This is a genomic window from Microbacterium sp. NPDC058389, assembly GCF_042722305.1.
Lineage (GTDB): Bacteria > Actinomycetota > Actinomycetes > Actinomycetales > Microbacteriaceae > Microbacterium.
In genome coordinates, this window is record NZ_JBHXJQ010000003.1 from 22,172 (window position 1) to 47,105 (window position 24,934).

The 24,934-nt window shown below is 71.6% G+C and carries 24 protein-coding genes and 1 tRNA gene; 17 read left to right on the top strand and 8 right to left on the bottom strand.

Annotated features, from left to right (window positions below; all coding sequences use genetic code 11):
* The first annotated feature begins 22 nt into the window (after window positions 1-22).
* Window positions 23-1,006 carry a Gfo/Idh/MocA family protein gene (locus ACFWJ8_RS05340; RefSeq protein ID WP_378809646.1) on the top strand — a complete coding sequence of 328 codons (984 nt, stop codon included), beginning with the start codon at window positions 23-25 and terminating at the stop codon, window positions 1,004-1,006.
* Window positions 1,007-1,011: 5 nt separating this feature from the next.
* Here the strand turns inward: ACFWJ8_RS05340 and ACFWJ8_RS05345 are convergent, their stop codons facing one another.
* The gene (locus ACFWJ8_RS05345) at window positions 1,012-2,118 is read right to left on the bottom strand and encodes a substrate-binding domain-containing protein (RefSeq protein WP_378809648.1); all 1,107 of its coding nucleotides are present in this window, start codon (window positions 2,116-2,118) and stop codon (window positions 1,012-1,014) included.
* Window positions 2,115-4,100 (bottom strand): heparinase II/III family protein, encoded by a 1,986-nt coding sequence (locus ACFWJ8_RS05350; protein ID WP_378809649.1) that lies wholly within the window; start codon window positions 4,098-4,100, stop codon window positions 2,115-2,117. Before ACFWJ8_RS05350 ends, ACFWJ8_RS05345 begins: the two co-directional genes overlap by 4 nt.
* Window positions 4,101-4,263: 163 nt before the next feature.
* Here ACFWJ8_RS05350 and ACFWJ8_RS05355 point away from each other — a divergent pair, with 163 nt between their 5' ends.
* The 12 genes from ACFWJ8_RS05355 to ACFWJ8_RS05410 all read left to right on the top strand — a co-directional run bounded on the left by ACFWJ8_RS05355 (window position 4,264) and on the right by ACFWJ8_RS05410 (window position 17,602).
* Window positions 4,264-6,258, top strand: a complete 1,995-nt coding sequence (locus ACFWJ8_RS05355) for a DUF2264 domain-containing protein (RefSeq protein ID WP_378809651.1) — start codon at window positions 4,264-4,266, stop codon at window positions 6,256-6,258.
* Window positions 6,259-6,308: 50 nt separating this feature from the next.
* Window positions 6,309-7,616, top strand: coding sequence for an ABC transporter substrate-binding protein (locus ACFWJ8_RS05360; RefSeq protein WP_378809653.1), 1,308 nt, complete (start codon window positions 6,309-6,311; stop codon window positions 7,614-7,616).
* A gap of 161 nt (window positions 7,617-7,777) precedes the next feature.
* Entirely contained in the window at window positions 7,778-8,710 is a 933-nt protein-coding gene (locus tag ACFWJ8_RS05365) for a carbohydrate ABC transporter permease (RefSeq protein ID WP_378809655.1), read from the top strand.
* Window positions 8,710-9,672 (top strand): carbohydrate ABC transporter permease, encoded by a 963-nt coding sequence (locus tag ACFWJ8_RS05370; protein ID WP_378809657.1) that lies wholly within the window; start codon window positions 8,710-8,712, stop codon window positions 9,670-9,672. Before ACFWJ8_RS05365 ends, ACFWJ8_RS05370 begins: the two co-directional genes overlap by 1 nt.
* Before the next feature lie 4 nt (window positions 9,673-9,676).
* The gene (locus ACFWJ8_RS05375) at window positions 9,677-10,384 is read left to right on the top strand and encodes a ferredoxin-NADPH reductase (protein WP_378809658.1); all 708 of its coding nucleotides are present in this window, start codon (window positions 9,677-9,679) and stop codon (window positions 10,382-10,384) included.
* Window positions 10,385-10,427: 43 nt separating this feature from the next.
* Window positions 10,428-11,612, top strand: coding sequence for a glycoside hydrolase family 88 protein (locus ACFWJ8_RS05380; RefSeq protein WP_378809660.1), 1,185 nt, complete (start codon window positions 10,428-10,430; stop codon window positions 11,610-11,612).
* Window positions 11,609-12,487, top strand: a complete 879-nt coding sequence (locus tag ACFWJ8_RS05385; RefSeq protein ID WP_378809662.1) for a fumarylacetoacetate hydrolase family protein — start codon at window positions 11,609-11,611, stop codon at window positions 12,485-12,487. Before ACFWJ8_RS05380 ends, ACFWJ8_RS05385 begins: the two co-directional genes overlap by 4 nt.
* Entirely contained in the window at window positions 12,484-13,248 is a 765-nt protein-coding gene (gene kduD / locus ACFWJ8_RS05390) for a 2-dehydro-3-deoxy-D-gluconate 5-dehydrogenase KduD (protein WP_378809664.1), read from the top strand. The genes ACFWJ8_RS05385 and kduD overlap by 4 nt, the downstream gene beginning before the upstream one ends.
* A 52-nt stretch (window positions 13,249-13,300) precedes the next feature.
* Window positions 13,301-14,149 (top strand): 5-dehydro-4-deoxy-D-glucuronate isomerase, encoded by an 849-nt coding sequence (gene kduI, locus ACFWJ8_RS05395; protein WP_378809665.1) that lies wholly within the window; start codon window positions 13,301-13,303, stop codon window positions 14,147-14,149.
* A 137-nt stretch (window positions 14,150-14,286) separates the two neighbouring features.
* Window positions 14,287-15,177: a sugar kinase gene (locus tag ACFWJ8_RS05400; protein ID WP_378809666.1), complete on the top strand. Its 891-nt coding sequence runs from the start codon at window positions 14,287-14,289 to the stop codon at window positions 15,175-15,177.
* 53 nt (window positions 15,178-15,230) lie between these two features.
* Window positions 15,231-15,860: a bifunctional 4-hydroxy-2-oxoglutarate aldolase/2-dehydro-3-deoxy-phosphogluconate aldolase gene (locus ACFWJ8_RS05405; protein ID WP_378809668.1), complete on the top strand. Its 630-nt coding sequence runs from the start codon at window positions 15,231-15,233 to the stop codon at window positions 15,858-15,860.
* Window positions 15,857-17,602 carry a beta-galactosidase family protein gene (locus ACFWJ8_RS05410; protein WP_378809670.1) on the top strand — a complete coding sequence of 582 codons (1,746 nt, stop codon included), beginning with the start codon at window positions 15,857-15,859 and terminating at the stop codon, window positions 17,600-17,602. Before ACFWJ8_RS05405 ends, ACFWJ8_RS05410 begins: the two co-directional genes overlap by 4 nt.
* A 12-nt stretch (window positions 17,603-17,614) precedes the next feature.
* Here ACFWJ8_RS05410 and ACFWJ8_RS05415 read toward each other — a convergent pair whose 3' ends face one another.
* The gene (locus tag ACFWJ8_RS05415) at window positions 17,615-18,268 is read right to left on the bottom strand and encodes a hypothetical protein (RefSeq protein ID WP_378809671.1); all 654 of its coding nucleotides are present in this window, start codon (window positions 18,266-18,268) and stop codon (window positions 17,615-17,617) included.
* Window positions 18,269-18,376: 108 nt separating this feature from the next.
* Here ACFWJ8_RS05415 and ACFWJ8_RS05420 point away from each other — a divergent pair, with 108 nt between their 5' ends.
* Window positions 18,377-19,270, top strand: a complete 894-nt coding sequence (locus tag ACFWJ8_RS05420; RefSeq protein ID WP_378809672.1) for a carbohydrate kinase family protein — start codon at window positions 18,377-18,379, stop codon at window positions 19,268-19,270.
* Between the two features lie 311 nt (window positions 19,271-19,581).
* On the opposite strand, the gene ACFWJ8_RS05425 is transcribed toward ACFWJ8_RS05420, so the two are convergent.
* Together ACFWJ8_RS05425 and ACFWJ8_RS05430 are read right to left on the bottom strand one after the other, a co-directional pair.
* Window positions 19,582-20,121 (bottom strand): GrpB family protein, encoded by a 540-nt coding sequence (locus ACFWJ8_RS05425; protein WP_378809674.1) that lies wholly within the window; start codon window positions 20,119-20,121, stop codon window positions 19,582-19,584.
* Between the two features lie 62 nt (window positions 20,122-20,183).
* A complete protein-coding gene (locus ACFWJ8_RS05430) occupies window positions 20,184-20,546 on the bottom strand; it encodes a DUF4406 domain-containing protein (protein WP_378809676.1) in 363 nt (120 codons plus the stop codon).
* Window positions 20,547-20,604: 58 nt separating this feature from the next.
* On the opposite strand from ACFWJ8_RS05430, the gene ACFWJ8_RS05435 reads away from it, so the two are divergent.
* Together ACFWJ8_RS05435 and ACFWJ8_RS05440 are read left to right on the top strand one after the other, a co-directional pair.
* Window positions 20,605-21,372: a DeoR/GlpR family DNA-binding transcription regulator gene (locus ACFWJ8_RS05435; RefSeq protein WP_378809677.1), complete on the top strand. Its 768-nt coding sequence runs from the start codon at window positions 20,605-20,607 to the stop codon at window positions 21,370-21,372.
* A 47-nt stretch (window positions 21,373-21,419) separates the two neighbouring features.
* On the top strand, window positions 21,420-21,896 hold the full coding sequence (locus tag ACFWJ8_RS05440) for a hypothetical protein (RefSeq protein WP_378809679.1): 477 nt from the start codon (window positions 21,420-21,422) through the stop codon (window positions 21,894-21,896).
* Between the two features lie 6 nt (window positions 21,897-21,902).
* Here ACFWJ8_RS05440 and ACFWJ8_RS05445 read toward each other — a convergent pair whose 3' ends face one another.
* Complete coding sequence (locus ACFWJ8_RS05445; protein WP_378809680.1) at window positions 21,903-23,966, bottom strand: acyltransferase; 2,064 nt, start codon at window positions 23,964-23,966, stop codon at window positions 21,903-21,905.
* Between the two features lie 112 nt (window positions 23,967-24,078).
* On the opposite strand from ACFWJ8_RS05445, the gene ACFWJ8_RS05450 reads away from it, so the two are divergent.
* Window positions 24,079-24,498: a hypothetical protein gene (locus tag ACFWJ8_RS05450; RefSeq protein ID WP_378809682.1), complete on the top strand. Its 420-nt coding sequence runs from the start codon at window positions 24,079-24,081 to the stop codon at window positions 24,496-24,498.
* 65 nt (window positions 24,499-24,563) lie between these two features.
* On the opposite strand, the gene ACFWJ8_RS05455 is transcribed toward ACFWJ8_RS05450, so the two are convergent.
* Both ACFWJ8_RS05455 and ACFWJ8_RS05460 read right to left on the bottom strand, forming a co-directional pair.
* A tRNA-Gly gene (locus ACFWJ8_RS05455) sits at window positions 24,564-24,637 on the bottom strand.
* A 137-nt stretch (window positions 24,638-24,774) separates the two neighbouring features.
* Entirely contained in the window at window positions 24,775-24,912 is a 138-nt protein-coding gene (locus ACFWJ8_RS05460; RefSeq protein WP_378809684.1) for a hypothetical protein, read from the bottom strand.
* Between the last annotated feature and the right edge of the window lie 22 nt (window positions 24,913-24,934).

The window sequence follows — 24,934 nt, forward strand, 5'->3', positions numbered from 1 at the left end:
GGCGGCTCGGTAGCATCGGCCCATGCCGCCGACGAGATGGGCCGTGCTGGGGCCGGGAGCGATCAGTGGGGACTTCGCCGTGGGCCTGCGGGCGTCGCAGCACGGCGTGCTGCACGCCGTGGGGAGCTCGTCGGCCGAACGCGCCGCCGCGTTCGCCCACGCGCACGGTGCCGACGCAGCGGGGACGTACGACGAGATCCTGGCCCGCGACGACGTCGACGCGGTGTACGTCGGCACCGTGCACACGACGCACGCCGACCTCGCGATCCGTGCGCTCGAGGCCGGCAAGGCGGTGCTGTGCGAGAAGCCGGCGAGCCCGACGATCGCCGACGTGGAGCGGATGCTCGAGGCCGCCGCCCGCATGCGGCGCCCCTTCCTCGAAGCGTTCAAGACGCGGTTCGGTCCGTTCGCCCAGACGCTGCGCGACCTTGCGGCGCGCGGCGAGCTCGGTGCCCTCGCGCGCTTCGAGGGCGCGCGGGGCTCGGCCGCCACGACGCGCACCGGACGCCTCTTCGATCCGGAACTGGCGGGCGGGGCGATCCTCGACATCGGCTGCTATCCGCTCGCGCTCGCGATCGATCTCGCCGCGGCAGCGGGCGAACCGATCGACGCGCCGGAGTATCGACGGTTCGAGGCCGAACCGGTGGGCGGTGTGGACGGGACCGCATCCGCCGAGCTCGCGTTCGGCCGCGTCACCGCGATGATCGCGACGTCGGTCGTCCAGGACCTTCCGCGGGTCGTCACCGTGAGGTTCGCCGAGGCGGAGGTCGTGCTCCCGAACGCCTGGGGAAACCGCACCGAGAGCGCCTCGCGGCTGATCGTGCGCCGTGACGGCCGGGAGCGGGTCATCGAGGTGCCCACGGTGCAGCCCATGGCGGCCGAGGCCGATGCCGTCTCACTCGCCCTCGCGGAGGGCAGGCTCGAGGTCCCGCAGATGCCGTGGTCGCACACGCGCGCGGCCGCCCGCGTGCTGACGGACTGGCGCGCGGCCGCGCTCGCCCGCTGAGCGCGTCAGGCGCCGCGGGGCGGGGCGGTCGAGCCGCGGACGTTGAGCGTGGGGTTCAGCACCACCCGGTGCACCGGGCGCGTCGGGTCCTCCAGGCGGCGGATGACGAGATCGATGGCGGCACGGCCGACCTCGGCGCGGGGCGGGGCGACGGCCGTGAGCGGGGGCGTGAAGATCTCGGCGACCTCGTCGTCGTAGGCGACCACCGACAGGTCGCCGGGCACCGAGATGCCGCGGTTGAGGGCGAGGTCGACGAACGCCATCGCCTCCGGGTCGGAGTGCACGAGGATCGCCGTCACGCCGTTGGAGAGAGCGGCGTCGAGCGTAGAGTCCACGACCGCCGAGAAGTCCGGGCTGGTGCGCGGCGGCAGGCTGGTCTCGAACTGGTCGGCCGGTGTCAGCCCGAGCTCGGCGCACGCGGCATGCCAGCCCGCGGCGATCTTGCGCGACGTGGGCGAGTCCCTGGCGATGATGAGCCCGACACGACGGTGACCGAGCGAGGCGAGGTGGCGCGCGGCCAGCACCGCGCCTAGCGCGTGATCGGTGGTGACGTTTTCGACCGGGCTGCCCTCGGGCAGCAGGACGGCATCCCGCTCGACGAGGACGTTCGGCACGCCGCAGTCGGCGAGCCACTGCACGACATCCTGCGCGTGCGGGGTGTCGGTGTTGGGGGCGAGCACGAGGCCGCGCACACCCTCCGTGTGCACGAGGCGCTCCAGGACGGGCCGCTCGTCCTGCAGCTCGTATGACGCGCCGCGCACGACGACCCGCAGGCCGTGGCGGGCGGCCTCGGCCTCGGCGCCGCGCACGACGGTGGGGTAGTAGAACGTCAGCGACGGCACGAGCATGGCGATCGAGCCCGCCCGCGTCGGGGATGCCACGGCCGGGGCGTCGAGGTCGTCGAGCGAGCCCGCGGCGGGCACGGCGCCGCCGTGCACGCGCACCAGCAGACCCTCGCGCTCCATCTGGGCGAGGTCGCGCCGGAGGGTCACCGGGGCGACGCCGAGCTCGTCCATCAGCTGAGCGACCCGCACGGCGCCGTCGCGCTCGAGCGAGGCCAGCACGTGGGCGCGCCGTTCGGCGGCCAGCAGTGCCGGTGTCTGGTCGGTCATCGGGCGTCCTCCGCGTTCGTCTGGTCCAGTTCTACCGTGACCGCGATCTCGTCGCGGGACGTGACGTCGAGATCCAGGCGCGTGAGCTTCGCGCCCCACACGCTCGACAGCACGGGATCGTCCAGCTCCCGCACGACGACGGACGCCTCGACGCCCGCGGGCCACGAGATGCGGACAGGCGTCGCACCCTCCAGGGGGGTGACCACGACGGAGGCGGAATCGAGTCGCACGTCGCCGGCGAGCAGCAGCCGCACCTCGGTGCGGCGCTCCGACGAGACGGGCGTCCAGGCGTCCGACACGACGACGCGCCCGGCGATGCGGTCCAGCTGCACGGAGCGCCGCCACGGAGCCGCGTCCGGGTACGCGCCCGACAGCTCGGCCGTGAACCCGGTGTCGTCGCCGATCGAGACCTCTACCCCGGATGCCGCGAACCCGGCGCCGGGCGGCTGCTCCTGGCCGCCGATCACGGGCACGTTGTGCCAGCCGCTCTGCATGGTCCAGATGTCGTAGCGGTCGGGACCGAACGTCTGCAGCGTGTAGGTCGGGCGCCCGGCATCCACCACCACCGGCACGCCGTCCGAGGCGACGATGAAGGATCCGACGTCGTTGTGGTTGTGGTGCTCGCCGTTGTGGCCGCCCTTGGCAGCGACGGTCAGGCCGCGGGCCGTGCCGCCGTGCGACCGGGCCACGAGCACCTCGGTCGAGGGCAGCCACACGTCGCGCGGGAACGGCGACGACTCCTGGGCGGCCGCGATCCACGCCGGGTCGGTGATTCCGCGCAGCAGGCGCCCGAAGCCCGGGTGCTCGATGGCCGCCGGCGAGCCGCCGAACTCCGATTCGGCCCAGCGGTGCGACGCGGCGTGGGCGGCGGCATCCCGATCCCCCGCGACGAGTGCCGCACGATGGAGGGCGTGCCACGGCTGGGCGGCGGAGACGCGCGCCTGGCCGTCGGCGAGGTTCAGGTACCAGTCGCCGCCGAGGTGCATCCGGTGGGGGAACGCGACGGTCTCCCGCAGCGGCGTGATGCCCGAGGCGTCGAGCACTCCCCCGGTGGCATGGCGGACGACGTCGAGCGCCTCCAGGGCGCGGCAGGCGCCGTTCCACCAGTACGCGTAGCCCTCGTCGATCGCGCCGTCCTCCGGCAGCACCGAGACGTAGCGGTCGATGCCCTCCAGCGCGAGCGCGACGATCGCGGCGCGCTCCTCGGCCTCGGCGGGGTCGTCGAGCAGGCGGAGCGCGGCCACGAGGACGTTGCCGTGGATCCACGGGTTCCAGTTGTGCACGTCGCCGTCCAGGCCCAGCCAGTGCCAGTCCCGTCGCTGCGTGAACGGCTCGAAGATGCGCACGCGCGTCTCGTGACGGACGCGGGAGCGGATGCCGGGGTACCGGGCTTCCAGACGGTCGCCGATCAGCTGGTCGACCCACGCGAGCAGGCTCACGACCTCCCCGGCGCCGAGGTCGAGGTAGGGGGCCGTCACGACGGGGAGGACCGATCCGCGCTCGCGGAACGCGTCGTCGTGCGCGGGCCAGCACCACGAGCTCTGCTCGCAGAACAGCCACACGCCGTCGAGCACCTCGGCGAGGAAGCGCCGCCCGCGCTCGGGGTCGTCGGCGTGCACGGCGGCGGCCACGGCGGCGCGGGACAGGCGGCGCTGGCGCTCGTAGAGCACGCTCTCCCAGCCGTCGCGGTTGCCGTCGTCGTGCAGCCGCGCGGCCGCGGACGCGAGGGGCACGGGCCAGGGCTGGTCGAGGTCGGCCTCGGCGCGCTCGAGGATCCCGCGGATCGAGACGGCGTCGGCCGAGCCGTCAGGACCCCAGACCGTCCGGTCGTCGGCTGAGGCCACCGGGAGGGCCTGCGCCGGCGGCGCGAGCAGCGCGGCCAGGGCGGTCGTGAAACCGGTCGCGTCGACACCGGCCTGGCGCTGGTAGACCTCGGCCAGGCGGCCCTGAAAAGTCCCCGTCGCGGCATCCGTTGCGGTCAAAAGGGGATCCTCCTCGTCGATTCACCGTACTCGCAAAGCGATCATAAACGATCATAACGAATCCAAAACAGTCTTGCAATGAACGAAATGGATTGCTACAGTCCAAAACGTTCGCCTTCCACGGAGGGCGGACAGCGACGAAATCTGATCAAGGGAGATCCCAGTGACGGTCCAGCAGCACGGCACATCCGCTCGCACCGCGGTGGACGTCGACTGGACCCGGGACGAATGGGTCGCCTTCGCGGACCGCCTGCTCGATACCGCCCGCTCGTACGCGTCGCCCGGCCACGGCCGCATCTTCTTCCCCGGCGCAGAGGGCGGCTACGGCCACGACGTCGACGGCCTCGAGGGCTTCGCCCGCACCTTCCTGCTCGCCGGCTTCCGCATCGCGGGCGCCCGCGGCGAAGGCACCGAGGAACTCGCGGACTTCTACCGGCAGGGCATCGTCACGGGCGTGGACCCGGATGCTGCCGACCGCTGGGTGCGGCTCGACGAGCACGCGCAGGCCAAGGTCGAGGCCGCGTCGCTCGCCCTCGTGCTCGACATGACCCGCCCGTGGATCTGGGACCGTCTGGATGCCCTCACGCAGCAGCGCGTCATCGACTACCTCGCGCCCGTCGTCGGCGACACCACCTACCCGAAGACGAACTGGCTGTGGTTCCGCGTCGTCGTGCAGACGTTCCTGCGGTCGGTCGGAGGCCCGTGGTCGGCGGCCGACATCGCCGACGACCTGGCGCTGCACGACTCCCTCGTGCGCGAGGACGGCTGGATCTCGGACGGCTTCGAGCGCTCGTACGACCACTACGTCGGCTGGGCGCTGCACACCTATCCCGTGCTGTGGTCGCGCATGCAGGGCGCCGACGAGCTGACCGGCGGCCGCACCGCCGGCGACATCGTGCGCCTGGACCGCTTCCTGCAGGACGCCGTCGCCCTCGTCGGCGCCGACGGCTCGCCCCTCATCCAGGGCCGCAGCCTCATCTACCGCTTCGCCGCCGCGGCCCCGTTCTGGGTCGGCGCGATCGCCGAGGTCCCCTCGGTGCCGCTCGGGCAGCTGCGTCGCGCCGCGAACGCCGTGGTCGCGCACTTCGTCGGCCACGACGCGCCCGGCGAGGACGGCGTGCTCACGATGGGCTGGCACCACGAGTGGCGCGAGCTCGCGCAGTCGTACTCGGGCCCCGGCTCGCCGTACTGGGCCGTCAAGGGCCTGCTCGGCATCTCGCTGCCGGCCGACCACCCGGTGTGGGCGGCCGCGACTGCACCGCTCCCCGTCGAGGCCGTCGACGACATCCGTGTCGTCCGCTCCGCCGGCTGGGCCGTGTCGGGCACCCCTGCCGACGGCATCGTGCGCATCGCGAACCACGGCAGCGACCACGCCGCCGACGGCGCCCTGGTCGGCGACTCGCCGCTGTACGCCCGCATCGGCTACTCCACAGCCACGAGCCCGCTCGCGAACCAGCACGCGTGGCACGAGCCGCTGGAGCAGTCCGTCGCGCTCGTCGACGGGACCGGTCGCGCCACCCACCGCGCCGCGATGGAGCTCATCGACACGCGGGTCGACGGCGAAGACAGCGCCCGCGTCGCGATCGCCGCCTCCGTCTCGCGCGCCCACTGGCTGGCTCCGCGCCCCGCGGCGCACCGTCACGGCTCCGGACTCGACGGCGACGTCGAGCTCGCGGGCGTCGTGACCGTCCACTCCCTGCTGCGCGGACCGTGGGAGGTGCGCCTCACGCGCGTCGACTCCCTCGAGCCCGGTGTCGACGCCGGTGCGCTGCGCCTGCGCGTCGGCGGCTGGGCACTCGCTGCCGACACGGTGTCGGGAGAGGCTCGGGATGCCTCGGCCTCGGCGATCGCCGACGGCCTGGCCTCCGGCATCCACTCGGTCCTCGGCGAGGGGGTCGCGACGCTCGAGGAGCGCGACGACGCCAGCCCGCTCGGACCCGTCGCGATCGTGCCGGTCGTGACGTACCCGGTCGAGCCGGGAGCGTGGATCGCCACGCTCGTCGAGCTCACCACCGCAGACCTCGCATCGTCCCGCGATGCGACCGTCGACGTCCGCACGGACGCCGGCGACACCACCGTCATGGTCTCGTGGCCGGACGGGACGGCGACCACCAGTCGCCTCGCGAACCCCGGAGACGCGTCCGACGCAGACCGGTGAACCCGATGGGCCCGAGGAAGGGTCCGCAATCACAAAGGAGTACCCCCAGTATGAAGCGCTCATACGCTGCCGCGGCCGGCATCGCCGTGGTCGCCACGCTCGCCCTCGCCGGCTGCAGCAGCAGCGGCGACGACGCCGCCGCGCCCGAGGAGTCGTCGGGTCCGGTCACGCTCACGATGTCGGGTTGGAGCCTCGACACCACGCCTGAGTTCCAGAAGCTCGCGGACGCGTACCACGAGGAGAACCCCGACGTCACGATCGAGCTCAAGGGCTACGACGCGGCCGAGTACAACACGCTCGTCACGGCCGACCTCGCCGCCGGCTCGGCTCCCGACATCATCACGCAGAAGGAGGTCAAGTACGTCCCGACCTTCGTGAACGGCGGCCAGCTGCTCGACGTGTCCGATGTGAAGCTGCCCGACGGCATCAGCGGCGCCAAGTCGTACGAGGTCGACGGCACCGCCTACGCGGTGCCCTACCGCAACGACTCGTGGGTGCTCTACTACAACAAGGCGCTCTTCGACCAGGCCGGCGTCGACTACCCCGACGGCACCTGGACGTGGGACGACTACGCCGACGCCGCCGACGCGCTGACCACGGGCCTGACCGCCGCCGGCAGCGCCGCCAAGGGCGCCTACCTGCACAACTGGCAGTCGACGGTCCAGGGCTTCGCCAACGCGCAGACCGACAGCGACATCCTCAAGGGCAAGTACGACTACATGGAGCCCTTCTACGAGCGTCAGCTCGCCATGCAGGCCGCCGGCGACCAGGTGGACTTCAACACGGGCAAGGCCAACCAGCTCACCTACCAGGGCGAGTTCGGCAAGCAGAACGCCGCCATGCTGCCCATGGGCACGTGGTTCGTCGCGACGCTGATCGCGCAGCAGGCGTCGGGCGACGCCGACACGTTCGACTGGGGCATCGCGCCCATCCCGCAGGAGTCGTCCAAGACCACCGGTCTCGACAACACCCCGGTGACCTTCGGCGACCCGACCGGTCTCGGCATCAACGCCGCGATCGACAAGTCCAAGGTCGCCGCCGCGAAGGACTTCCTGGCCTTCGCCGCCGGTGAAGAGGGCGCCCAGGTGCTCGCGGGCATCGGCATCACCCCGGCGCTGCTGACCGACGCCGTCGTCGACACGTACTTCTCCGTCGACGGCGCCCCCACCGACGACCTGTCGAAGTTCGCGTACTCGACGCACGAGGTCCACCCCGAGAACCCGACCTCTGACAAGGCCGCGGCGATCCAGGGCATCCTCGGCGACATGCACACCGCGATCATGTCGGGCTCGCAGTCGCCCGCCGACGCCATCAAGGAGGCGCAGGACCGCGTCGCCAACGAGGTCGGCACCGACTGATCCCGTCACCCTTCGGCAGGCTCAGGGCCTCTGAACCTCAGGCCCCCGGTTCCTGAGCCTGCCGAAGGACCCTGATACCCGGTGCCCGGCCCGCTCCCCGCGGGCGGGCCGGGCACCGCACCAGCAACCCACTCCCGACAGGCCCCTTCTGGAGGTCCGCCATGGCGACCATCACCGCCACCGAGGCCGGCACCGCACCGCCGCCCGCGCGCCGCCGGCGCTCGAAGCTGCGCCTGCGCAACACCCTCATCGGGTGGAGCTTCATCCTCCCCAACTTCATCGGCTTCGGCGTCCTCACGCTCGTGCCGATCGTCATCCTCTTCTACATGGCGTTCACGAACTGGAACGTCTTCGGCAAGGCCGACTTCGTCGGTCTCGCGAACTTCACCCGCCTCATGGGCGACGGCAGCTTCCGCACCTCGGTCGTCAACACCCTCTACTACTCGGTGATGCACATCCCGCTGACGATCGTCGTCTCGCTGGGTCTCGCGCTGCTGCTCAACAACAAGCTCCGCGGTGTCGCGTTCTTCCGAACCGCCGCGTTCTTCCCCTACATCACGTCGATCGTCGCGATCGCCGTCGTCTGGAACCTGCTCTTCAGCCCCGAGTACGGCCCGATCAACGAGTTCCTCAAGTTCATCGGCATCCAGAACCCGCCCGGATGGCTCACGTCGCCCGACTGGGCGATGCCGGCCGTCGTGATCGTCTCCACGTGGCGCGACATGGGCTACTACATGATCCTGTTCCTCGCGGGCCTGCAGACGGTGCCGCGCGAGCTGCACGAAGCGGCCCGCATGGACGGTGCGAACACGTGGCAGCGGTTCACGAACGTGACCCTTCCGTCGCTCCGGCCCACGATGTTCTTCGTCACCGTGATGCTCACGATCAACTCGTTCAAGATCTTCGACCTGATCCTCGTCATGACCGACGGCGGTCCCGGCCAGGCGACGCTCGTGATGTCGCAGTTCATCTACCGCAAGGGCTTCGAGGAGAGCCAGTTCGGCTACGCGTCGGCGGCCGCGGTGGTGCTGTTCTTCATGTGCATCATCGTCACCATCATCCAGTTCCTGTGGAACAAGAGGGGGAACAAGTGATGGCCGAGCAGCTCGAGAAGGATGCCGCCGACCGCCTGGTCTCGGACTTCACGCCTCCCACCGCCGCCGTGCGGAGCCTGCGGAAGCTCGCCGACGGCAAGGAGCCCAAGCGCGGCGCGGACGGCGAGAAGCTGACCCCCGGGCGCCGCATCGGACGCATCCTGATGTACGTCGCCCTGATCATCTTCGCGATCGGCCTGCTGACGCCGTTCGTGTGGATGGTGCTCAGCTCGTTCAAGTCCTCGAACGAGGTGTTCTCGGTGCCGATCAAGTGGCTGCCCGAGACGTGGGTGTGGCAGAACTACATCGACATCTGGACGCAGTCGAACATGCTGGTCTGGATCCGCAACACGCTGTTCCTCGCGGTGGTCGTGACCTTCCTGCAGGTGCTCACCGGCTCGTTCGCCGCGTACGGCTTCGCCCGCATGAAGTTCCGCGGCCGCGACATCCTGTTCCTGCTGTACGTCGGCACGATCGCCGTGCCGTGGCAGTCGTACATGATCCCGCAGTTCATCATGCTGTCGAACTTCAAGGTCTCGAACACCCTGTGGTCGATCATCCTGCTGCAGGCGTTCGGCGCGTTCGGCGTGTTCCTGATGAAGCAGTTCTACGAGACGATCCCCGAGGAGCTGTCGGAGGCCGCGCGCATCGACGGCCTGAGCGAGTACGCGATCTGGCGCAAGATCATGCTGCCGCTGTCGGTGCCCGCGCTCGCGTCCCTCACCCTGCTCACCTTCGTCAACACCTGGAACGACTACCTCGGGCCGCTCATCTACCTGCGCAACCCCGACCTGTGGACGATCCAGCTGGGTCTCAAGGGCTTCGTCTCGAACCTCTTCGACACGAACTACGCGCTGCTGTTCGCGGGCCTGACGATCTCGGTCATCCCGATCGCGATCATCTTCCTGCTCGGCCAGAAGTACTTCGTCGAGGGCATCGCGACGAGCGGGCTGAAGGGGTGAGGTCATGAAGAACTCCGGCGTCCTCGCCAAGCTCAACGGCCTGGTCTCGCACGACACGTGGGCATCCCTCATCGGGATGATCTACCTCGGCCTGATCGTGAACCTGCTGCTGGTGATCTCGTGCCTGCCGCTGGTGGCGCTGCTCGTGACGACCGACCCCGCCTACTCGTGGCCGCTCCTCGCGATCGCCGCGCCGCTGGCCGCCCCCGGTCTCGCCGCCGCGTTCCGCGCGTTCCGCGAGCACGGCGACGGCGGTCTCGGCCCGATCCGCGCGTTCGTCGCGGGCCTGCGCGACACGTGGTGGCGCGCGCTCGTGATTGGCGCGGCCGTCACCGCCGTGATCGTCGTGCTGCTGGCGGACATCCGGATGCTGGCGACCTCTCCGGCCGCCGTGTTCACGGTCCCGCTGCTCGGGGTCCTCGGCCTGCTCGCGATCGGCGTCGGGCTGCTGTCGCTCGTCGCGTTCGCCGAGGTGCCGACCGCCCGGTTCCGCGACGTGCTGCGCGCGAGCCTGCACCTGGGCCTGCGCCGGTGGTACCTGACGGCCGTGTCGCTCGTCGCGTTCGGCGTGCAGGCCGCGGTGTTCGCCACCGCGCCGGCGCTCGGCCTCGGGCTGACGGCATCCGCTGCGCTCTATCTCGCGTGGACCAACTCCCGGTTCACCCTCCGACCTGTGCTCGACCTCGACGACGCGGCGCCCGCGCGGGCCTGAGGCCCCGGCATCCCGCATCGCATACTCCGAAGGAACATCCCTCATGACGTCCACCTCGCCTGCTTCGGGCACGAAAGCCCCCCAGGTCGACGACGCCATCGCCGACGCCCTGTCGACGATCCGCCGCAACATCGCGAAGTTCGGCCCCGCGTACCCCGACGACACCACGGTCGACGACCGCTACGAGCTGCGCCCTGCGGAGGGCGGCATCCCGCTCGGCGGCAACCGCGGCTGGACCACGAGCTTCCGCACCGGCATGCTGTGGCTCGCGTGGGAGCTCAGCGGTGCCGAGGACTACCGCGAGGCCGCCCTCGTCGACGTCGCCGATTTCGAGCGTCGCGTCCGCGCCGAGGAGGACCTCGACACCCACGACCTCGGCTTCCTGTACACGCTCTCGACGGTCGCGTCGTGGCGTCTCGGCGCCGACCAGGCGGCGCGCGACGCGTCGCTGCTGGCAGCCGACCACCTGATGCGCCGCTTCCTGGAGCCGGCGGGCATCATCCAGGCGTGGGGCGACCTGTCGGACCCTGCCCAGCGCGGCCGCACCATCATCGACAGCCTCATGAACATGCCGCTGCTCACGTGGGCCGGCGAGCAGACCGGCGAGCCCCGCTTCGACGACGCCGTGCGCCGCCACACCGCGCAGCTGCGCGAGCACATCCTGCGCGAGGACGACTCGACGTTCCACACGTTCTACTGGGATGCCGAGACCGGCGAGCCGCTGCGCGGCGGCACCGAGCAGGGCGCGGCAGACGAGTCCTGCTGGGCGCGCGGCCAGGCGTGGGGCATCTACGGCTTCGCGATGAACTACGCGGTGACCGGCGACGAGCGCCTGCTGGAGGCATCCCGCCGCTGCGCCGAGTACTTCCTGCGCCACCTCCCCGCCGACGACGTGCCCTTCTGGGACCTCGTCTACACCGACGGCAGCGACGCCCCGCGCGACAGCTCGGCCGCCGCGATCGCGGTGTGCGGACTCCTCGAGCTCGCCTCGGTGGAGGTGGATGCCGGCCGCGCCGCGGAGTGGACGGCCCGGGCCCACGCGATCCTGGCCTCGCTCATCGCGAACTACGCGCCGGCGTCGGCCGACGAGTCGGACGCCTTGATCCTCCACTCCGTCTACGACCTCCCGAAGGACAACGGCGTCGACGAGGGCACGCTGTGGGGCGACTACTTCTACCTCGAGGCGCTCATGCGCATCGCGCGCCCCGAGTGGAAGAAGTACTGGTGAGACTCGTCACGTACGCCGGCGCGTCCGGGCCGCGGCCCGGCGCCGTCGTCGGCGACCGGCTGCTCGACCTGGGCGGTTTCGCCGGATCGGTCGCCGGGCTGCTGGCGGATGCCGCGGCCCTGAGCGCCGCGGAGGCGGCGGTGGCGGCATCCGATCCGTCGTCCCTCCCGGTGCTGGACGAATCGGTGCTCCTGGCGCCGGTGACGCCCGGCAAGATCCTGTGCCTCGGGTACAACTACCGAGGGCACGTGCCGGACGGCGTCGACCCGACCGCGAACGACCCCGAGTACCCGGACGTGTTCGTCAAGACCCCGAACACCCTCGCCGGGCCGAACGAGCCTGTCGCGATCCCGCGTGGGGCGACCGACGTCGACTACGAGGGCGAGGTCGCGGTGGTCATCGGCCGCCGCGCGCAGCGCGTGGCGCTGGAGGACGCCCTCGACCACGTCGGCGGGTACACGATCCTCAACGACGTGTCGGACCGCGCCTGGCAGCGGCGGCAGAGCCAGTGGGCGCTGGGCAAGTGCTCCGACGGATTCGCGCCGCTCGGGCCGTGGGTCGTCACGCCCGATGAGCTCGGCGACCCGCAGGACCTCCTCGTCGAGGTCGTGCGCGACGGCGTCGTGACCGTGTCGCAGTCGACCTCGACCACGATCTTCAGCGTCGCGTACGTCATCCACCACCTGAGCCAGGTGCTCACCCTCGAGCCGGGCGACATCGTCTCGACCGGCACCCCGCAGAAGCTCCCCGCCGCGCAGGATGTGCACCGCCCACTCGCCCCCGGCGACGCGGTGACCGTGCGCATCTCCGGCATCGGCGAGCTCACCACCACGTTCGTCGGCTCGTCCGACGCCGGCCAGGAGGCCTCCGCATGATCCTCGACTCCTTCCGCCTCGACGGCAAGGTCGCCCTCGTCACCGGCTCCAGCCGTGGACTCGGCCAGGGCGCCGCACTGGCCCTCGCCGAGGCCGGCGCCGACGTCGCGCTGCTCGACCGCGGCGACGCGTCGGCGACCGCCGCGCTGATCGAGCAGACCGGCCGCCGTGTGCACCGCGTGCAGCGCGACCTCGTGTCGGCGACGCCCGACGAGCTGACCTCGGCCGTCGACGAGGTCATCGCCGAGCTCGGCGGCCTCGACATCCTCGTCAACAACGCGGGCACCATCCGCCGCTCCCCCGCGGTCGACTACCCGGCCTCGGACTGGGACGACGTGCTGTCGATCAACCTCGACGCCGTGTTCCACCTGTCGCAGGCCGCAGGCCGTCACATGATCGCCCAGGGCGGCGGGCGCATCATCAACGTGGCTTCGATGCTGTCGTTCCAGGGCGGCATCCTCGTCCCGGCATACACCGCCTCGAAGCACGCCGTCGCCGGCCTCACCAAGGCGCTCGCGAACGAGTGGGCCGCGGCCGGCGTCACCGTCAACGCAGTGGCCCCCGGCTACATGGCGACCGACAACACCGCGCCGCTGCGCGCCGACGAGGACCGTGCGGCCTCGATCCTGTCGCGCATCCCGGCCGGGCGCTGGGGCGACGCGTCCGACCTGCAGGGGGTCTTCGTGTTCCTCGCGTCGGACGCCGCCGCCTACGTCACCGGCGCCGTGATCCCCGTCGACGGCGGCTGGCTGGTCCGCTAGGCCGCCGGCATCCACTCACCCGAACAGAACACGCAGAACCAGGAGAGAACTCGTGACCGAGCAGCACATCCCGCAGCGCTACGCGACCAACCCCGCCCAGATCCCGGGCATGACGACGCAGGACCTGCGCGACACCTACCTGATCCCCGACGTGTTCGTGCCGGGCGAGATCCGCCTCACCTACACCCACCACGACCGCATCGTGCTGGGCGGCGCCGTGCCCGCCGGCGGCGTGCTCGAGCTCGGCGGCTACCCCGAGATCCGCAGCGACTACTTCCTCGAGCACCGCGAGGTCGGCATCATCAACGTCGGCGGCACCGGCACGGTCACCGCCGACGGCGAGGTCTACACGCTCGTCAAGGGCGCCTGCCTGTACCTCGGCCGCGGCATCCAGGCGGTGTCGTTCGCGGACGCCGCCGATGCCGAGTCCGGCGCGCAGTTCTACCTCTTCTCGGCCCCCGCGCACACCGCGTACCCGGCCGCGCTCGTCTCGCCCGGCGAGGGCACCGTGCGCGAGCTCGGCGACCAGCTCACCTCGAACCGCCGCACGCTCAACCAGTACATCCACGAGAACGGCGTCAAGAGCTGCCAGATCGTCATGGGCGTCACCGAGCTGCACCCGGGCTCGATGTGGAACACGATGCCGGCCCACACGCACGACCGCCGCACCGAGTGCTACCTGTACTTCGACCTGCCCGACGAGGCCCGCGTCATCCACCTGATGGGTGAGCGCGAAGAGACCCGCCACCTCGTGATCGCCGACCGGCAGGCCGTCATCTCGCCGTCGTGGTCGCTGCACTCGGGGGTCGGCACGTCGGCGTACACGTTCATCTGGGCGATGGCCGGCGAGAACCAGGCCTTCGACGACATGGATGCGGCGCCCGTCACCGACCTGCGGTGACACGCGCGCGTCGCGCCACGCTCGGAGAACCCGCGAGACGCGGAGGAATCGGCCCGATTCCTCCGAATTTCGCGGGATCTCCGACTTATCCACGGATCGGGAGGTGAGGGATGCCGCACCCTGACTACGCTGGCGGAATGCCCCGCACCCTGCTCGCCATCGGCGAGACCATGGCCATGGTCGCGCCCGTGGTCGCCGCGCCCGTCGCCGACGCCGAGGACTTCCTGCTGGATGCCGGCGGTGCCGAGTCGAACGTCGCCGCCCACGTCGCCGCCCTCGGGCACCGGGCGGTGTGGTTCAGCCGCCTGGGTGCCGACGCGCTCGGCCGCCGCATCGCACGTCAGCTCACCGCGCGCGGCGTGGACGTGTCGCGCGTCGTCTACGACGACGCCCGCCGCACGGGCCTGTACGTGAAGGACCCCGGCAAGGGCGTGCTGTACTACCGCGACGGCTCGGCCGCCTCGGCCCTGAGCGAGCCCGACGCCGACGCGGTCTCGTTCGAGGGCGTCGACCTGCTGCACGTCTCGGGCATCACCGCCGCCATCTCGTCGTCCGCCGCGGCGTTCCTCGCGCGGGTCATCGACCGCGCGCACGCGCACGGCGTGCGCGTCTCGTTCGACGTCAACCACCGCGCTCCCCTGTGGGATGCCGCCACCGCCGCCCCCGCGCTGCTCGAGCTCGCCCGCCGCGCCGACATCGTGCTCGTCGGCCGCGACGAGGCCGAGACCCTGTGGGGAACCGTCGAGGCCGACGACGTGCGGGCGCTCCTGCCCCAGGTCGCCGAGCTCGTCGTGAAGGACGGATCGGTGGGCGCCACCGTGTACACCGACGCAGACGCGGTGTTCGAGCCCGCGCTGGTCGTCGAGGTCGTCGAGGCCGTGGGCGCCGGCGACGCGTTCGCCGGCGGCTACCTCGCCGGGCGTCTGTCGGGCGACTCGCTCGCCGACAGCCTGCGCGCCGGCCACGCCCGTGCCGCGCGCACCCTGCAGACCACGACGGACTCGATCGACGAGCCGTCCGCGCACTGACTCCGTGGGCCGCCGAGCGCGGTTCCGGTTGCGATTCACGAGAGGAACTCCCGATGACTGAGACGACCCCTGACTGGTTCGACACCGCCTTCGCTGGGGCGCCGCTGATGGCGATCCTGCGGGGCATGGGCGTCGAGCGCTCGGTGCGGCTGTCCGAGACGGCGTGGGACCTGGGCATCGACTCCGTCGAGGTGCCGTTGCAGACCGAGGAGGACGAGCGTGCGCTGCGCGCGGTCGTCGCCGCGGCCCGCGAGCGCGGCAAGATCGTCGGCGCCGGCACCATCATCACGCCCGCGCAGGTGGCGCTCGCCGCCGACGCCGGCGCGGAGTACCTCGTGTCGCCGGGCCTCGACCCGGTCGTGGTCCGCGCGGCGCAGGAGGCCGGCATCCCGATCCTCCCCGGCGTCGCGACGCCCAGCGAGGTGCAGCTGGCCGTGTCGCTCGGCCTGACGTGGCTCAAGGCGTTTCCCGCCACGTGGCTGGGCAGCGGCTGGTTCAAGCACATCCGCGGGCCCTTCCCGCAGGTGCGGTTCGTCGCGACCGGCGGACTCGACGCGTCGAACGTCGAGGAGTACCTCGCCGCCGGCGTGCGCGTCGCGGCCGTCGGCTCGGCGCTCGAAGACGCGTCGCAGCTGGAGCGCCTCGCCGCCGTGCTGCAGGCCCGCACGGGCTCCGCGCAGTGACCGCCTCCCCCGCAGCGCGCACGTTCGCGATCGGCGACACCGACTTCCTGCTGGACGGCGAACCGTTCCGCGTGCTGGCGGGGGCGCTGCACTACTTCCGCGTGCACCCCGGCCAGTGGGCCGACCGCATCCGCAAGGCCCGTCTCATGGGGCTCAACACCATCGAGACATATGTCGCGTGGAACGCCCACGAGCCGGTGCACGGCGAGTGGGACGCGACCGGCTGGAACGACCTCGGCGCCTTCCTCGACCTCGTCGCGGCCGAGGGGATGCACGCGATCGTGCGCCCCGGGCCGTACATATGCGCCGAATGGCATAACGGCGGATTGCCGGTGTGGCTGACCGGGATGCCGGGCATCGGGCTGCGCCGCTCCGAGCCCTCGTACCTCGCCGAGGTCACGGCCTACCTGCAGCGCGTGTACGACATCGTCGCGCCGCGGCAGATCGACCGGGGCGGTCCGGTCGTCCTCGTGCAGATCGAGAACGAGTACGGCGCGTACGGCTCGGACACCGCCTACCTCGAGCACCTCGTGCAGGTGACGAGGGATGCCGGCATCACGGTGCCGCTGACGACCATCGACCAGCCGACGGACCAGATGCTCAGCGACGGCAGCGTCGACGGCGTGCACCTCACGGGGTCGTTCGGGTCCCGCGCGGCGGAACGCCTCGCCACCCTGCGTCGTCACCAGCCGACCGGGCCGCTCATGTGCGCCGAGTTCTGGGACGGCTGGTTCGACTGGTGGGGCGCCACGCACCACACCACGTCGGCCGCCGACTCCGCCGCCGAACTCGACGCGCTGCTGTCGGCCGGGGCGTCGGTCAACTTCTACATGTTCCACGGCGGTACCAACTTCGGCCTGACCAACGGGGCGAACCACAAGGGCCGCTACCTCCCGATCGTCACGTCGTACGACTACGACGCTCCGCTGGACGAAGCCGGGCGCCCGACGGAGAAGTTCTTCGCGTTCCGCGACGTGATCGCCAAGTACGCGCCGGTGCCGCACGAGGTGCCCGATGCCGGGGCCGCAGCTCCCGTGTTCGAGGTGGCGATGCAGTCGGTGGCGGCGGATGTCGAGGCATTCACGGTGCGCTACGACGTGCCGCCGACCTTCGAGGAGCTCGGCCACCTGAGCGCGCTGGTCGCGTACGAGACCGACCTGCCGGCCGGGGGAGTGCTGCGCTTCGGCGAGGTGCGCGACCACGCGTGGGTGTCGGTCGACGGTGCGCCGGTCGGCACACTGTCGCGCACCCGCGGCGAGGACGCCCTGATCGTGCCCACCGGCGGACGCCTGCGCGTGCTCGTCGAGGAGCAGGGCCGTGTCAACTACGACGTGCGCCTGGGAGAGGCGAAAGGCCTGGTCGAAGGGGTGTTCCTGGACGGTGCCCCGATGACCGGCTGGACCGCGACGCCGATCGACGTGGCTGCACTGGGAGAGGTGGCCGAGACCGCCCCGGTCGGCACGGCGGGCGTCACGGGCCCCTTCGCCCTGCGCGGCGGTTTCGTGCTCGATGAACCGACGGACCTGTTCCTCGACACGGCGGGCTGGGGCAAGGGCTACGCCGTCGTCGACGGCTTCGTGCTGGGGCGGTACTGGTCCAACGGCCCCCAGCGCACGCTCTACGTGCCCGCGGCGGCGCTGCGTGCAGGCGACAACGTCGTCGTGATCATCGAGCTCGACCGCGTCGCCGACCCGGTCGTGCGCTTCGTCGCCGAGCCGGACCTGGGGCCGCGGGAGGAGTAGGGCGGCGCGGGCTCAGATGTCGGAGTAGTCGTTGGCCGGAGACGTCAACGCGGTCACCACGCCGTTCTGCGTCGTGATGTCGACGTAGGCGTGACCGACCTCGCCGGGCGTGCTGAGCGATTGCGTACCCTCCACCGGGTGCGGATCGATGCCGTAGTAGTACGAGGTGCCGTCGTTCCACGTCTCCCAGCCGCCTGCGGCGACCACGGCGTCACTGGTTGAGCCCACGGCGATGCCCGGCGTGGTGGTCACCGGAACACCGTTGACCTCGGCGGCGGTGACGCGGATCCCGGCTCCGCCGTCGGTCATCGACGACACGATGATGCCGTCCCATGTGTACTTCGTGCCCCATACCTCGCCGTTGCCCCACGGGTCTTCGATGTCCTCGCTCTGAGGGGCGGCGCCGGTGAGTTCTTCGACGAAGGCGAGCAGCGGCTCCGGGTCGCTGTAGGGGTACGTGGCCTCCTCGCCGTCGTAGACCGTCGCCAGAGCGTCGACGCCGACCGTGATGGAGTCGGCAGGCGTGGGGGTCGGAGCCGAATCGGCAGGCGCCGACGTGGCTGAAGAGCCGGCGCCTCCGTCGTTCGCCGACGTGGGGCCCGCGGAAGCGCATCCGGTCAGGGCGAGCCCGAACAGAAGTATGAGCGCGGTGGCATGTCTCTTCACGCGCACCACCCTACGCCGCGCGATCACTGTCGAGCGTCACGATCCTGCATCGGCCTACCGATCCTGCAAGCGCTTACATTCGTCGTCGGAAGGTGGTTTACTGAGCGGATGCCTCCCGCCCCTTCTTCGCAGACCGCCGCTGCCCGCGTCGCCGTGTGCGGCCCCGCCTCGTGGAACCACCTGATCCTGCTCGATCGGCTGCCCGAGCCTGTTCCCCACATGCAGTTCGCCCTCGGTGACCAGCACACGCTGGGGGGAACCTCCGCCGGCAAGGTGCTTCACCTCGCCGATCAGGGGGTCGAGGCGACACTGCATGCACTGGTCGGCGACGACGAGGACGGTCGACGGGTCGTGGCTGCGCTGACGGCAGGGAATGTGCCCGTCGAGGCATATGCCTCGCTGCGCACCGAGCGGCACGCCAACCTCATGACGCCGGCGGGGGAGCGGGTGAGTCTCTACCTCTCCACTCCGTCTGCACCCACGGCGCCGGACCTCGACCTCATCGAGGCCGCGCTGGGCGAGGCGGAGGTCGCCGTCGTCGACCTCAGCGAGACGGGTGCGGCGCTCGTCCAGCGCCGCCTCGCCGGTGCGGAGGGGGCACCGATCTGGACCGACCTGCACGATTACGACGGGGCCTCGTCGTTCCACGAGCCGTTCGTTCGCGCCGCCGACGTGGTGTTCATGAACGACGACGGCACCGACGATCCATGGGCGCTCATGCAGAGCTGTCTCGATCGAGGCCCGCGCCTGGCCGTCTGCACGCGGGGTGCGGCGGGCGCGATCGCCCTCGCGGCGACGGGGGAGCGGGCGCAGGTGCCCGCGGTGCCGGTCGAGGTCGTCGACACGAACGGCGCGGGCGATGCGTTCTTCGCGGGCTTCCTCGCCGCCTCGCTCGCCGGCGAGGATCTGACGGGATGCCTCACCGCCGGTGCGCGCCAGGCGACCGTCGCCCTGGCCTCCGACCACCTGCACCCCGCAGTGGCGCCCGCCGTGCTCCGCTGAGGTGTCAGGACGGCCGGCGTTTCCGCGCCCCGCTTCGTCTCGCTGGCGCTCGCTCAGCGCCCGGGTGGCTGTGTGGGTGCCGCGCTTCGTCTCGCCGGCGCTCGCTCAGGGCCCGTGGGCCTACGCGGGTGGACGCCACCGGTCGTTGAGCGAGCGAGGAACGAGCGAGACGAAGCGCCCCGCCCGCACGGGATCCTCGTGTCGGACCGCGTCTCGGCTGACGGCACCGGAGGGGCTACGCGGGTGGACGCCGCCGGTCGTTGAGCGAGCGAGGAACGAGCGAGACGAAACGCCCCGCCCGCACGGACGGCTCACGTGCCGGTGTTCAGCCGGAAGATTGTGTCCTTCTCCTCGGCGGTGAGGTCGGATTCGGCGAGCACAATCTGCAGCACGGGGGACTTGCCGGCGAGGTACGCGTCGATGTCGAGGTCGGGCTGCTGGGCGAGCGCGGTCTTGACCGCGCCGTAGCGGTCCCGCAGGTCCGGTCGCCGGCGCAGGACGTCGCGCACCGCGAGGTGATTGCGCACGTGCAGGGTCCCCGCGACGCACACGTACACGTTGCGGCGCGGCGCGTCGGGTTCGGCGAGCGACTCGCGGTCCGTGACTCCGAGGTCGCCGCGGTGCGTGTAGCCGGAGGCGACGAGTGCCGCGATCGCGGCATCCACGTCTTCTCGCTCTACGATGACATCGATGTCGATCACGGGCTTCGCCGCGAGCCCGGGCACCGAGGTCGACCCGACATGCTCGATCGCCACGACCCGAACGCCGGACAGCGACCGTGCCAGATCGGACGCCACCTCCGCGAAGACCGCCGGCCACTCGTTGGAGTAGGGGACGACGGTGATGGCCATGCCCTCCAGCATCCCAGGCTGTTCACACCTCGCGAGCGCGCCGACGTGCTGTTCGCAGGAACCTAGGCCGCCGCCGCTCCCGGGACCTCGTCGATCGAGTAGTACACCGGGATGCCGCGGCCCTGTGCGATCGCGACGTCCTGGTCGGCGCCGCGCGACTCGCCGGGGAGGCGCAGCACGGCGTCGCAGTGCTGCAGCAGCCGCTCGGCCGTGGGGTACATGACTTCCGCCGCGAGCGGGTCGGACGGGCCGTCGGCGCCGGCGCTGGAGAGCACCGGCAGCGCGACCCACTCGCCGATCATCGGCACGTGACCCGCCTGGAAGATCGGCCACGCCGCCTCTTCGAGTCGCGTGAGGTTGCGCGCCATCAGCTCGGGGGCGCCTCCGGTGCCCGAGGCGTACGGTCCGGCGATCAGAATCAGCATAGGCTTGCTCATAACAGGCAAGATACAGCACAAACGTGCATGAATAGGAAGGCACCGCATGCTCGCCGCCGCACGCAAGGACCTGATCCTCGACCGCCTCCGCCGGGAGGGACGCATCGTCGCCAAGGAGCTCGCGATCGAACTCGGCCTCTCCGAGGACAGCATCCGGCGCGACCTCCGCGAGCTCGACGCCCAGGGGCTCGCCGTCCGCGTCTACGGCGGCGCGCTGCCGGCCTCGCCGGCGATCGTCGACTACGCGAGCCGCGCCGCGGTCGCCCCCGACAGCAAGCGCCGGGTCGCCGCCGCCGCCGTGGCGCTGATCGCGCCGGGTGCCACGGTGATCCTCGACGGCGGCACCACCACGCTCGCCATGGTCGACGCGCTGCCGAAGAGCTTTCCGTGCACGATCATCACGCACAGCCCCACGGTCGCCGCCGCTCTGCTCGATCACGCCGCCGAGGTCTTCGTGATCGGCGGGCAGCTCTTCAAGCACTCGGCCGTCGCATGCGGCGCTGCGGCCGTCGAGGCGGCGAACAGCGTCAGCGCCGACGCCTTCTTCCTCGGGGTCACCGGTGTGCATCCGACCGCCGGGCTCACGACCGGGCACCCCGACGAAGCGGCGATGAAGCGTGCGCTGGCCTCCCGCGCCGCCGACACGTACGTCCTGGCCAGCACCGACAAGGTCGGCACCGCATCCCGCTTCGGTGTCCTCCCGTTCGACGAGACCGCGGGGATCATCACCGACACCCCTGCGGAGGATCCGATCTCGCGAGAGCTCGCGGCGGCGGGGGCGGTGCTCATCCACGCGGCGGAACGCGCCGGATGACGGCATCCACTCTTCGCACCCGCGGCGCCGCACACCATACTCGACACATGCGAAGACGCCGGGTGCTCAATGGTCTCGTGGTCGGGGTGCTCGTCGTCGCCGCGCTCACCGGGTGCACAGCCGGGCCGTTCGAGTCCCACACGTGCGTCGACTGGGTGTCGTTCGACAGCCCCGCGGATGCGGCGGAGGGCGCGGATGCCGTCGTCGCGGGGCGCCTCGTCGAACAGTCGGGCAGCACGACGATGTACGGCGAAGCCGCTCCGAGGTGGACGATCGCCGTCGACGAGTGGGTCGAAGGTGACGGCGACGAGGAGATCGAGGTCGTTTCGACGCCGGCCACCTGCGAGGCGTCCCCTCCGCCCGACCCGTTCGCGGCGCTGCAGGACGCAGATCGAGTGATCGTCTTCCTGCACGACGACCCGGACGTGGGCTGGCGCTCGATCACGCCCTGGCAGGGCATCGTTCCCGCCGGTCCGGACGGTGGATTGCCCGAGGTGTGGTCGTCGACTCCGACGGGGGAGTGACGTCCGCTACGGGAGAGTGAGCGCAGGTTCGGGCCGGTGCACGCCGCGCGGGCGGTAGCCGAGCGCATCCGAGACCCCCGCGAGGTCGGCGAGGTACCAGAGGATCGCGAGCCACATCTCTGTGCCCTGCAAGCCCGGCTCCGTCTCGGCGAGTCCGCGGGTCGCCGGCGACGGCTCGCGGAACGAGAAGCCGGCACCGGGCGTCCAGGTCGCCAGCGCGTCCGAGAGCAGCCGGGCAGCGAGCGCCTGCACCTCGTCGCCGCGGTATCCCGTCGCCCGCGTGAGCCACAGCGGATGGGCGATGTCGAGCACGTTGCACGCGTTGCGCGTGCCGGGGGCGAACCATCGTGGCGACCGCGCGTGACGAAGGACCGTGTCGATGACGCGCTCCGGCCGGGGCAGCGGCACGCCGAACTGCGCGAACGTGCCGCGTGACGCGCGGTAGAAGCCGTTCACGACGGGGAGCAGGTCGCCGTCCGCCGCGGGGGAGCCCCACATGCCGGTGTGCGGGTCGGTGTGGAGCAGCAGCCAGCCGAACAGCGCCTCCTCCACACCCGCCGGTATCTCGTGCCCTGCGCGCTTGGTCCACAGGATCGCCGTGCCGAAGCCGTCGATGTGGTGCCCGGCGCCCCACGCGTCGGTGCCCCACGGCAGACTCTCGCAGAGCGCGACGACCCGGTCGGCGGTCGCCTCCGTCACCCACGTGAGGGGGGACGCCATCGATGAGCCCAGGAGGTCCAGTGCGTACCCCACGCTCAGCACGTGGTACGCCACATCGGGATGCGAGAAGCCGAGGCCCGCCTGCGGCCGCCCGTCCGCATCGAGGGGTGCGATGGCGCCCGTCGTGGCATCCTGCCAGTCCTGCAGCCGCCGGATCTGCGCGGCCGCCGTCGCCTGCGCCGGCGCAGTGCCGAGCAGCAGGTCCGCGATCTCGATCGCGTCGCACTGCGCCCGCACGGTGGGCGCGGCGCCGGGTTTGTCGGCGAAGAGCCCGAGGTCGTCGCGCCACGCGCGCTGAAGAACCGTGGATGCCTCGTCCCTGACCCGCGCGGCCAGCCCGGCGACGCGCTCGGCGAGGCCGTCCAGGTCGGCTGCGGCGTATGCGCCAGGCGCGAGGGTCGGCTGCGGAACGTTCGAACGCGGGGCGGCGTCGGGCGTGACGGGCCCGAGTGCCGCGGGCGCTCCGGGCACGGCGTCCGGTGCCGCGGCGTCCAGCGTCGGGGCCGATCCTTTGCGCGAGGTCGCGTCGGTCAGGGGTGAGCTCGCGGCGCCCTCCGTCGCACCGACGGAGTCCGCAGCGGCCGCAGCATCGCTCGGCCGGCCGCCGTGTGCTGGCTCGTCCGCCTCGGAGGACGCCGCCGTGAGCGTGCGCCCGGGGTGGCCTCCGGCGAGGGCGGGCATGAGGCCCAGGGCCGGGGTATCCACTTCTTCGATGAGCGGCGGGGTGTCGTCGTCCGCGCGCGCGGCGGCTCCCGCGGCGGCATCGGGCGCGATGCCGGTGTCTTCGGGCTCCACGCGCCAGCGGATGAAACGGGCGGGGTTGCCGCCGACGACAGCCCCCTCGGGCACGTCCTTCGTGACGACCGCGCTCGCCGCCAGCACCGAGTGCGACCCGACGCGCACGCCGTCGAGGATCACGACGTGCGAGCCGATCCAGACGTCGTCGCCGATCTCGATGCCCTTCGATGTCAGTGGCTGGCGGAACACGGGCGTGCCCGACTCCATCGAGTGGTTGAACCCGAGGATCGACGTGTGCGCACCGATGCGCACGCCGTCGCCCATCGTGACGCGCCCCCGGATCACGGTGTACGGATTGACGCTGCAGTCCGCGCCGGTGACGAGGTCGCCGGTCAGGTAAGCGCCCGCCGCGACGTATGTGCGGTCGCCGAGCCGCAGCGAGTCGTTGTCGACGGAGGCGAGCCCCGAGACGAAGCACTCATCGCCGAGCACGTGGTCGGGACGCCCGTCGACGAGCGCGCGCTGCAGTGCGAGCTGTGCTTCACGGTCGTCGACGGAGGCTTCGCGCCAGAAGTCCCAGGGCGAGTATTCGTGGGCGGCGATGGCGGGCATATGTCCCAGTATGGTTCGCGCCGGCCGGCTCCGAGGAGCCGAACCCCCGTCGCGGGCCGGATCGGCGCCGCGTCGACCGCGCCCGGGTCGCCCGGGTCGGTAGGTTCGGTGCGTGACGTCTGATCCGCGGTACGAGGCCCTTGTCGGCAACTGGACGGGCGAGGAGGAGCTCTTCGCGACCGCTTGGACGGCGGCCGGGACCGCGCGCGGTTCGATCGCGGTGAGGCCGGGGCCTGACGGCATCCATCTCGACTACGTCGAGACCCACGACGGCGGGCGGCTCGACGCGCACGCCGTCGTGGCCGGCGGCGGGTTCTGGTGGTTCGACTCGTACGGCTTCGTGCCGCAGACCCCGGGAACGGCTGCCTGGGAAGACGACACCCTCGTCCTCGACCGCCGCTCGGACCGCGGACGCACCGTCATGCGCCTCCGCGCCGCCGACGGCCGCCTCGCCGTCGAGCTCGACACCGCCGTGCCGGCTGACGCGGAGCCCGCTCCGCTCGTCCGCGGCTCCTACGAGCGCACGGACTGACCGGCCGCAGGGCGGCGCCTCACTGGCCCCCGGACGCGAACACCCCCTCCGAAGAGGGGGTTTCGTGGAGGGGCTGACGGGAATCGAACCCGCGCTGTCTGCTTGGGAAGCAGAAGTTCTGCCATTGAACTACAGCCCCGAGGCCCGGAACGACGGGGAAGGATGCCCCTCGATCACGGCCAGGTGTACAGCTTACTCAATAAGCGCGACCGTGCAGCTTCGGGATCGGCCGACAGGCTCGTCGCCGACGATCTTGGTCCGGACCCGCAGGGCGGGTCACGCGCCTCGGGCAGCGCCGGACGCGCGCACGAACACCCACCCCACCCCGGCGACGGCGATGACGATCGTGGCCCAGTAGGCCGCCGGCGCGAAGAGGCCCAGGATGCTGGCCGCCAGGGCGAGGAAGAACGTCACGGCGGAACGCAGGCCGTGCCCG

Excerpts from the sequence above, each read along its gene's own strand:
- ACFWJ8_RS05340 (WP_378809646.1), top strand. The coding sequence starts at position 23 with ATGCCGCCGACGAGATGGGCCGTGCTGGGGCCGGGAGCGATCAGTGGG.
- ACFWJ8_RS05345 (WP_378809648.1), bottom strand. The coding sequence starts at position 2,118 with ATGACCGACCAGACACCGGCACTGCTGGCCGCCGAACGGCGCGCCCAC.
- ACFWJ8_RS05360 (WP_378809653.1), top strand. The coding sequence starts at position 6,309 with ATGAAGCGCTCATACGCTGCCGCGGCCGGCATCGCCGTGGTCGCCACG.
- ACFWJ8_RS05365 (WP_378809655.1), top strand. The coding sequence starts at position 7,778 with ATGGCGACCATCACCGCCACCGAGGCCGGCACCGCACCGCCGCCCGCG.
- ACFWJ8_RS05370 (WP_378809657.1), top strand. The coding sequence starts at position 8,710 with ATGGCCGAGCAGCTCGAGAAGGATGCCGCCGACCGCCTGGTCTCGGAC.
- ACFWJ8_RS05375 (WP_378809658.1), top strand. The coding sequence starts at position 9,677 with ATGAAGAACTCCGGCGTCCTCGCCAAGCTCAACGGCCTGGTCTCGCAC.
- ACFWJ8_RS05380 (WP_378809660.1), top strand. The coding sequence starts at position 10,428 with ATGACGTCCACCTCGCCTGCTTCGGGCACGAAAGCCCCCCAGGTCGAC.
- kduD (WP_378809664.1), top strand. The coding sequence starts at position 12,484 with ATGATCCTCGACTCCTTCCGCCTCGACGGCAAGGTCGCCCTCGTCACC.
- ACFWJ8_RS05400 (WP_378809666.1), top strand. The coding sequence starts at position 14,287 with ATGCCCCGCACCCTGCTCGCCATCGGCGAGACCATGGCCATGGTCGCG.
- ACFWJ8_RS05405 (WP_378809668.1), top strand. The coding sequence starts at position 15,231 with ATGACTGAGACGACCCCTGACTGGTTCGACACCGCCTTCGCTGGGGCG.
- ACFWJ8_RS05420 (WP_378809672.1), top strand. The coding sequence starts at position 18,377 with ATGCCTCCCGCCCCTTCTTCGCAGACCGCCGCTGCCCGCGTCGCCGTG.
- ACFWJ8_RS05425 (WP_378809674.1), bottom strand. The coding sequence starts at position 20,121 with ATGGCCATCACCGTCGTCCCCTACTCCAACGAGTGGCCGGCGGTCTTC.
- ACFWJ8_RS05430 (WP_378809676.1), bottom strand. The coding sequence starts at position 20,546 with ATGCTGATTCTGATCGCCGGACCGTACGCCTCGGGCACCGGAGGCGCC.
- ACFWJ8_RS05435 (WP_378809677.1), top strand. The coding sequence starts at position 20,605 with ATGCTCGCCGCCGCACGCAAGGACCTGATCCTCGACCGCCTCCGCCGG.
- ACFWJ8_RS05440 (WP_378809679.1), top strand. The coding sequence starts at position 21,420 with ATGCGAAGACGCCGGGTGCTCAATGGTCTCGTGGTCGGGGTGCTCGTC.
- ACFWJ8_RS05445 (WP_378809680.1), bottom strand. The coding sequence starts at position 23,966 with ATGCCCGCCATCGCCGCCCACGAATACTCGCCCTGGGACTTCTGGCGC.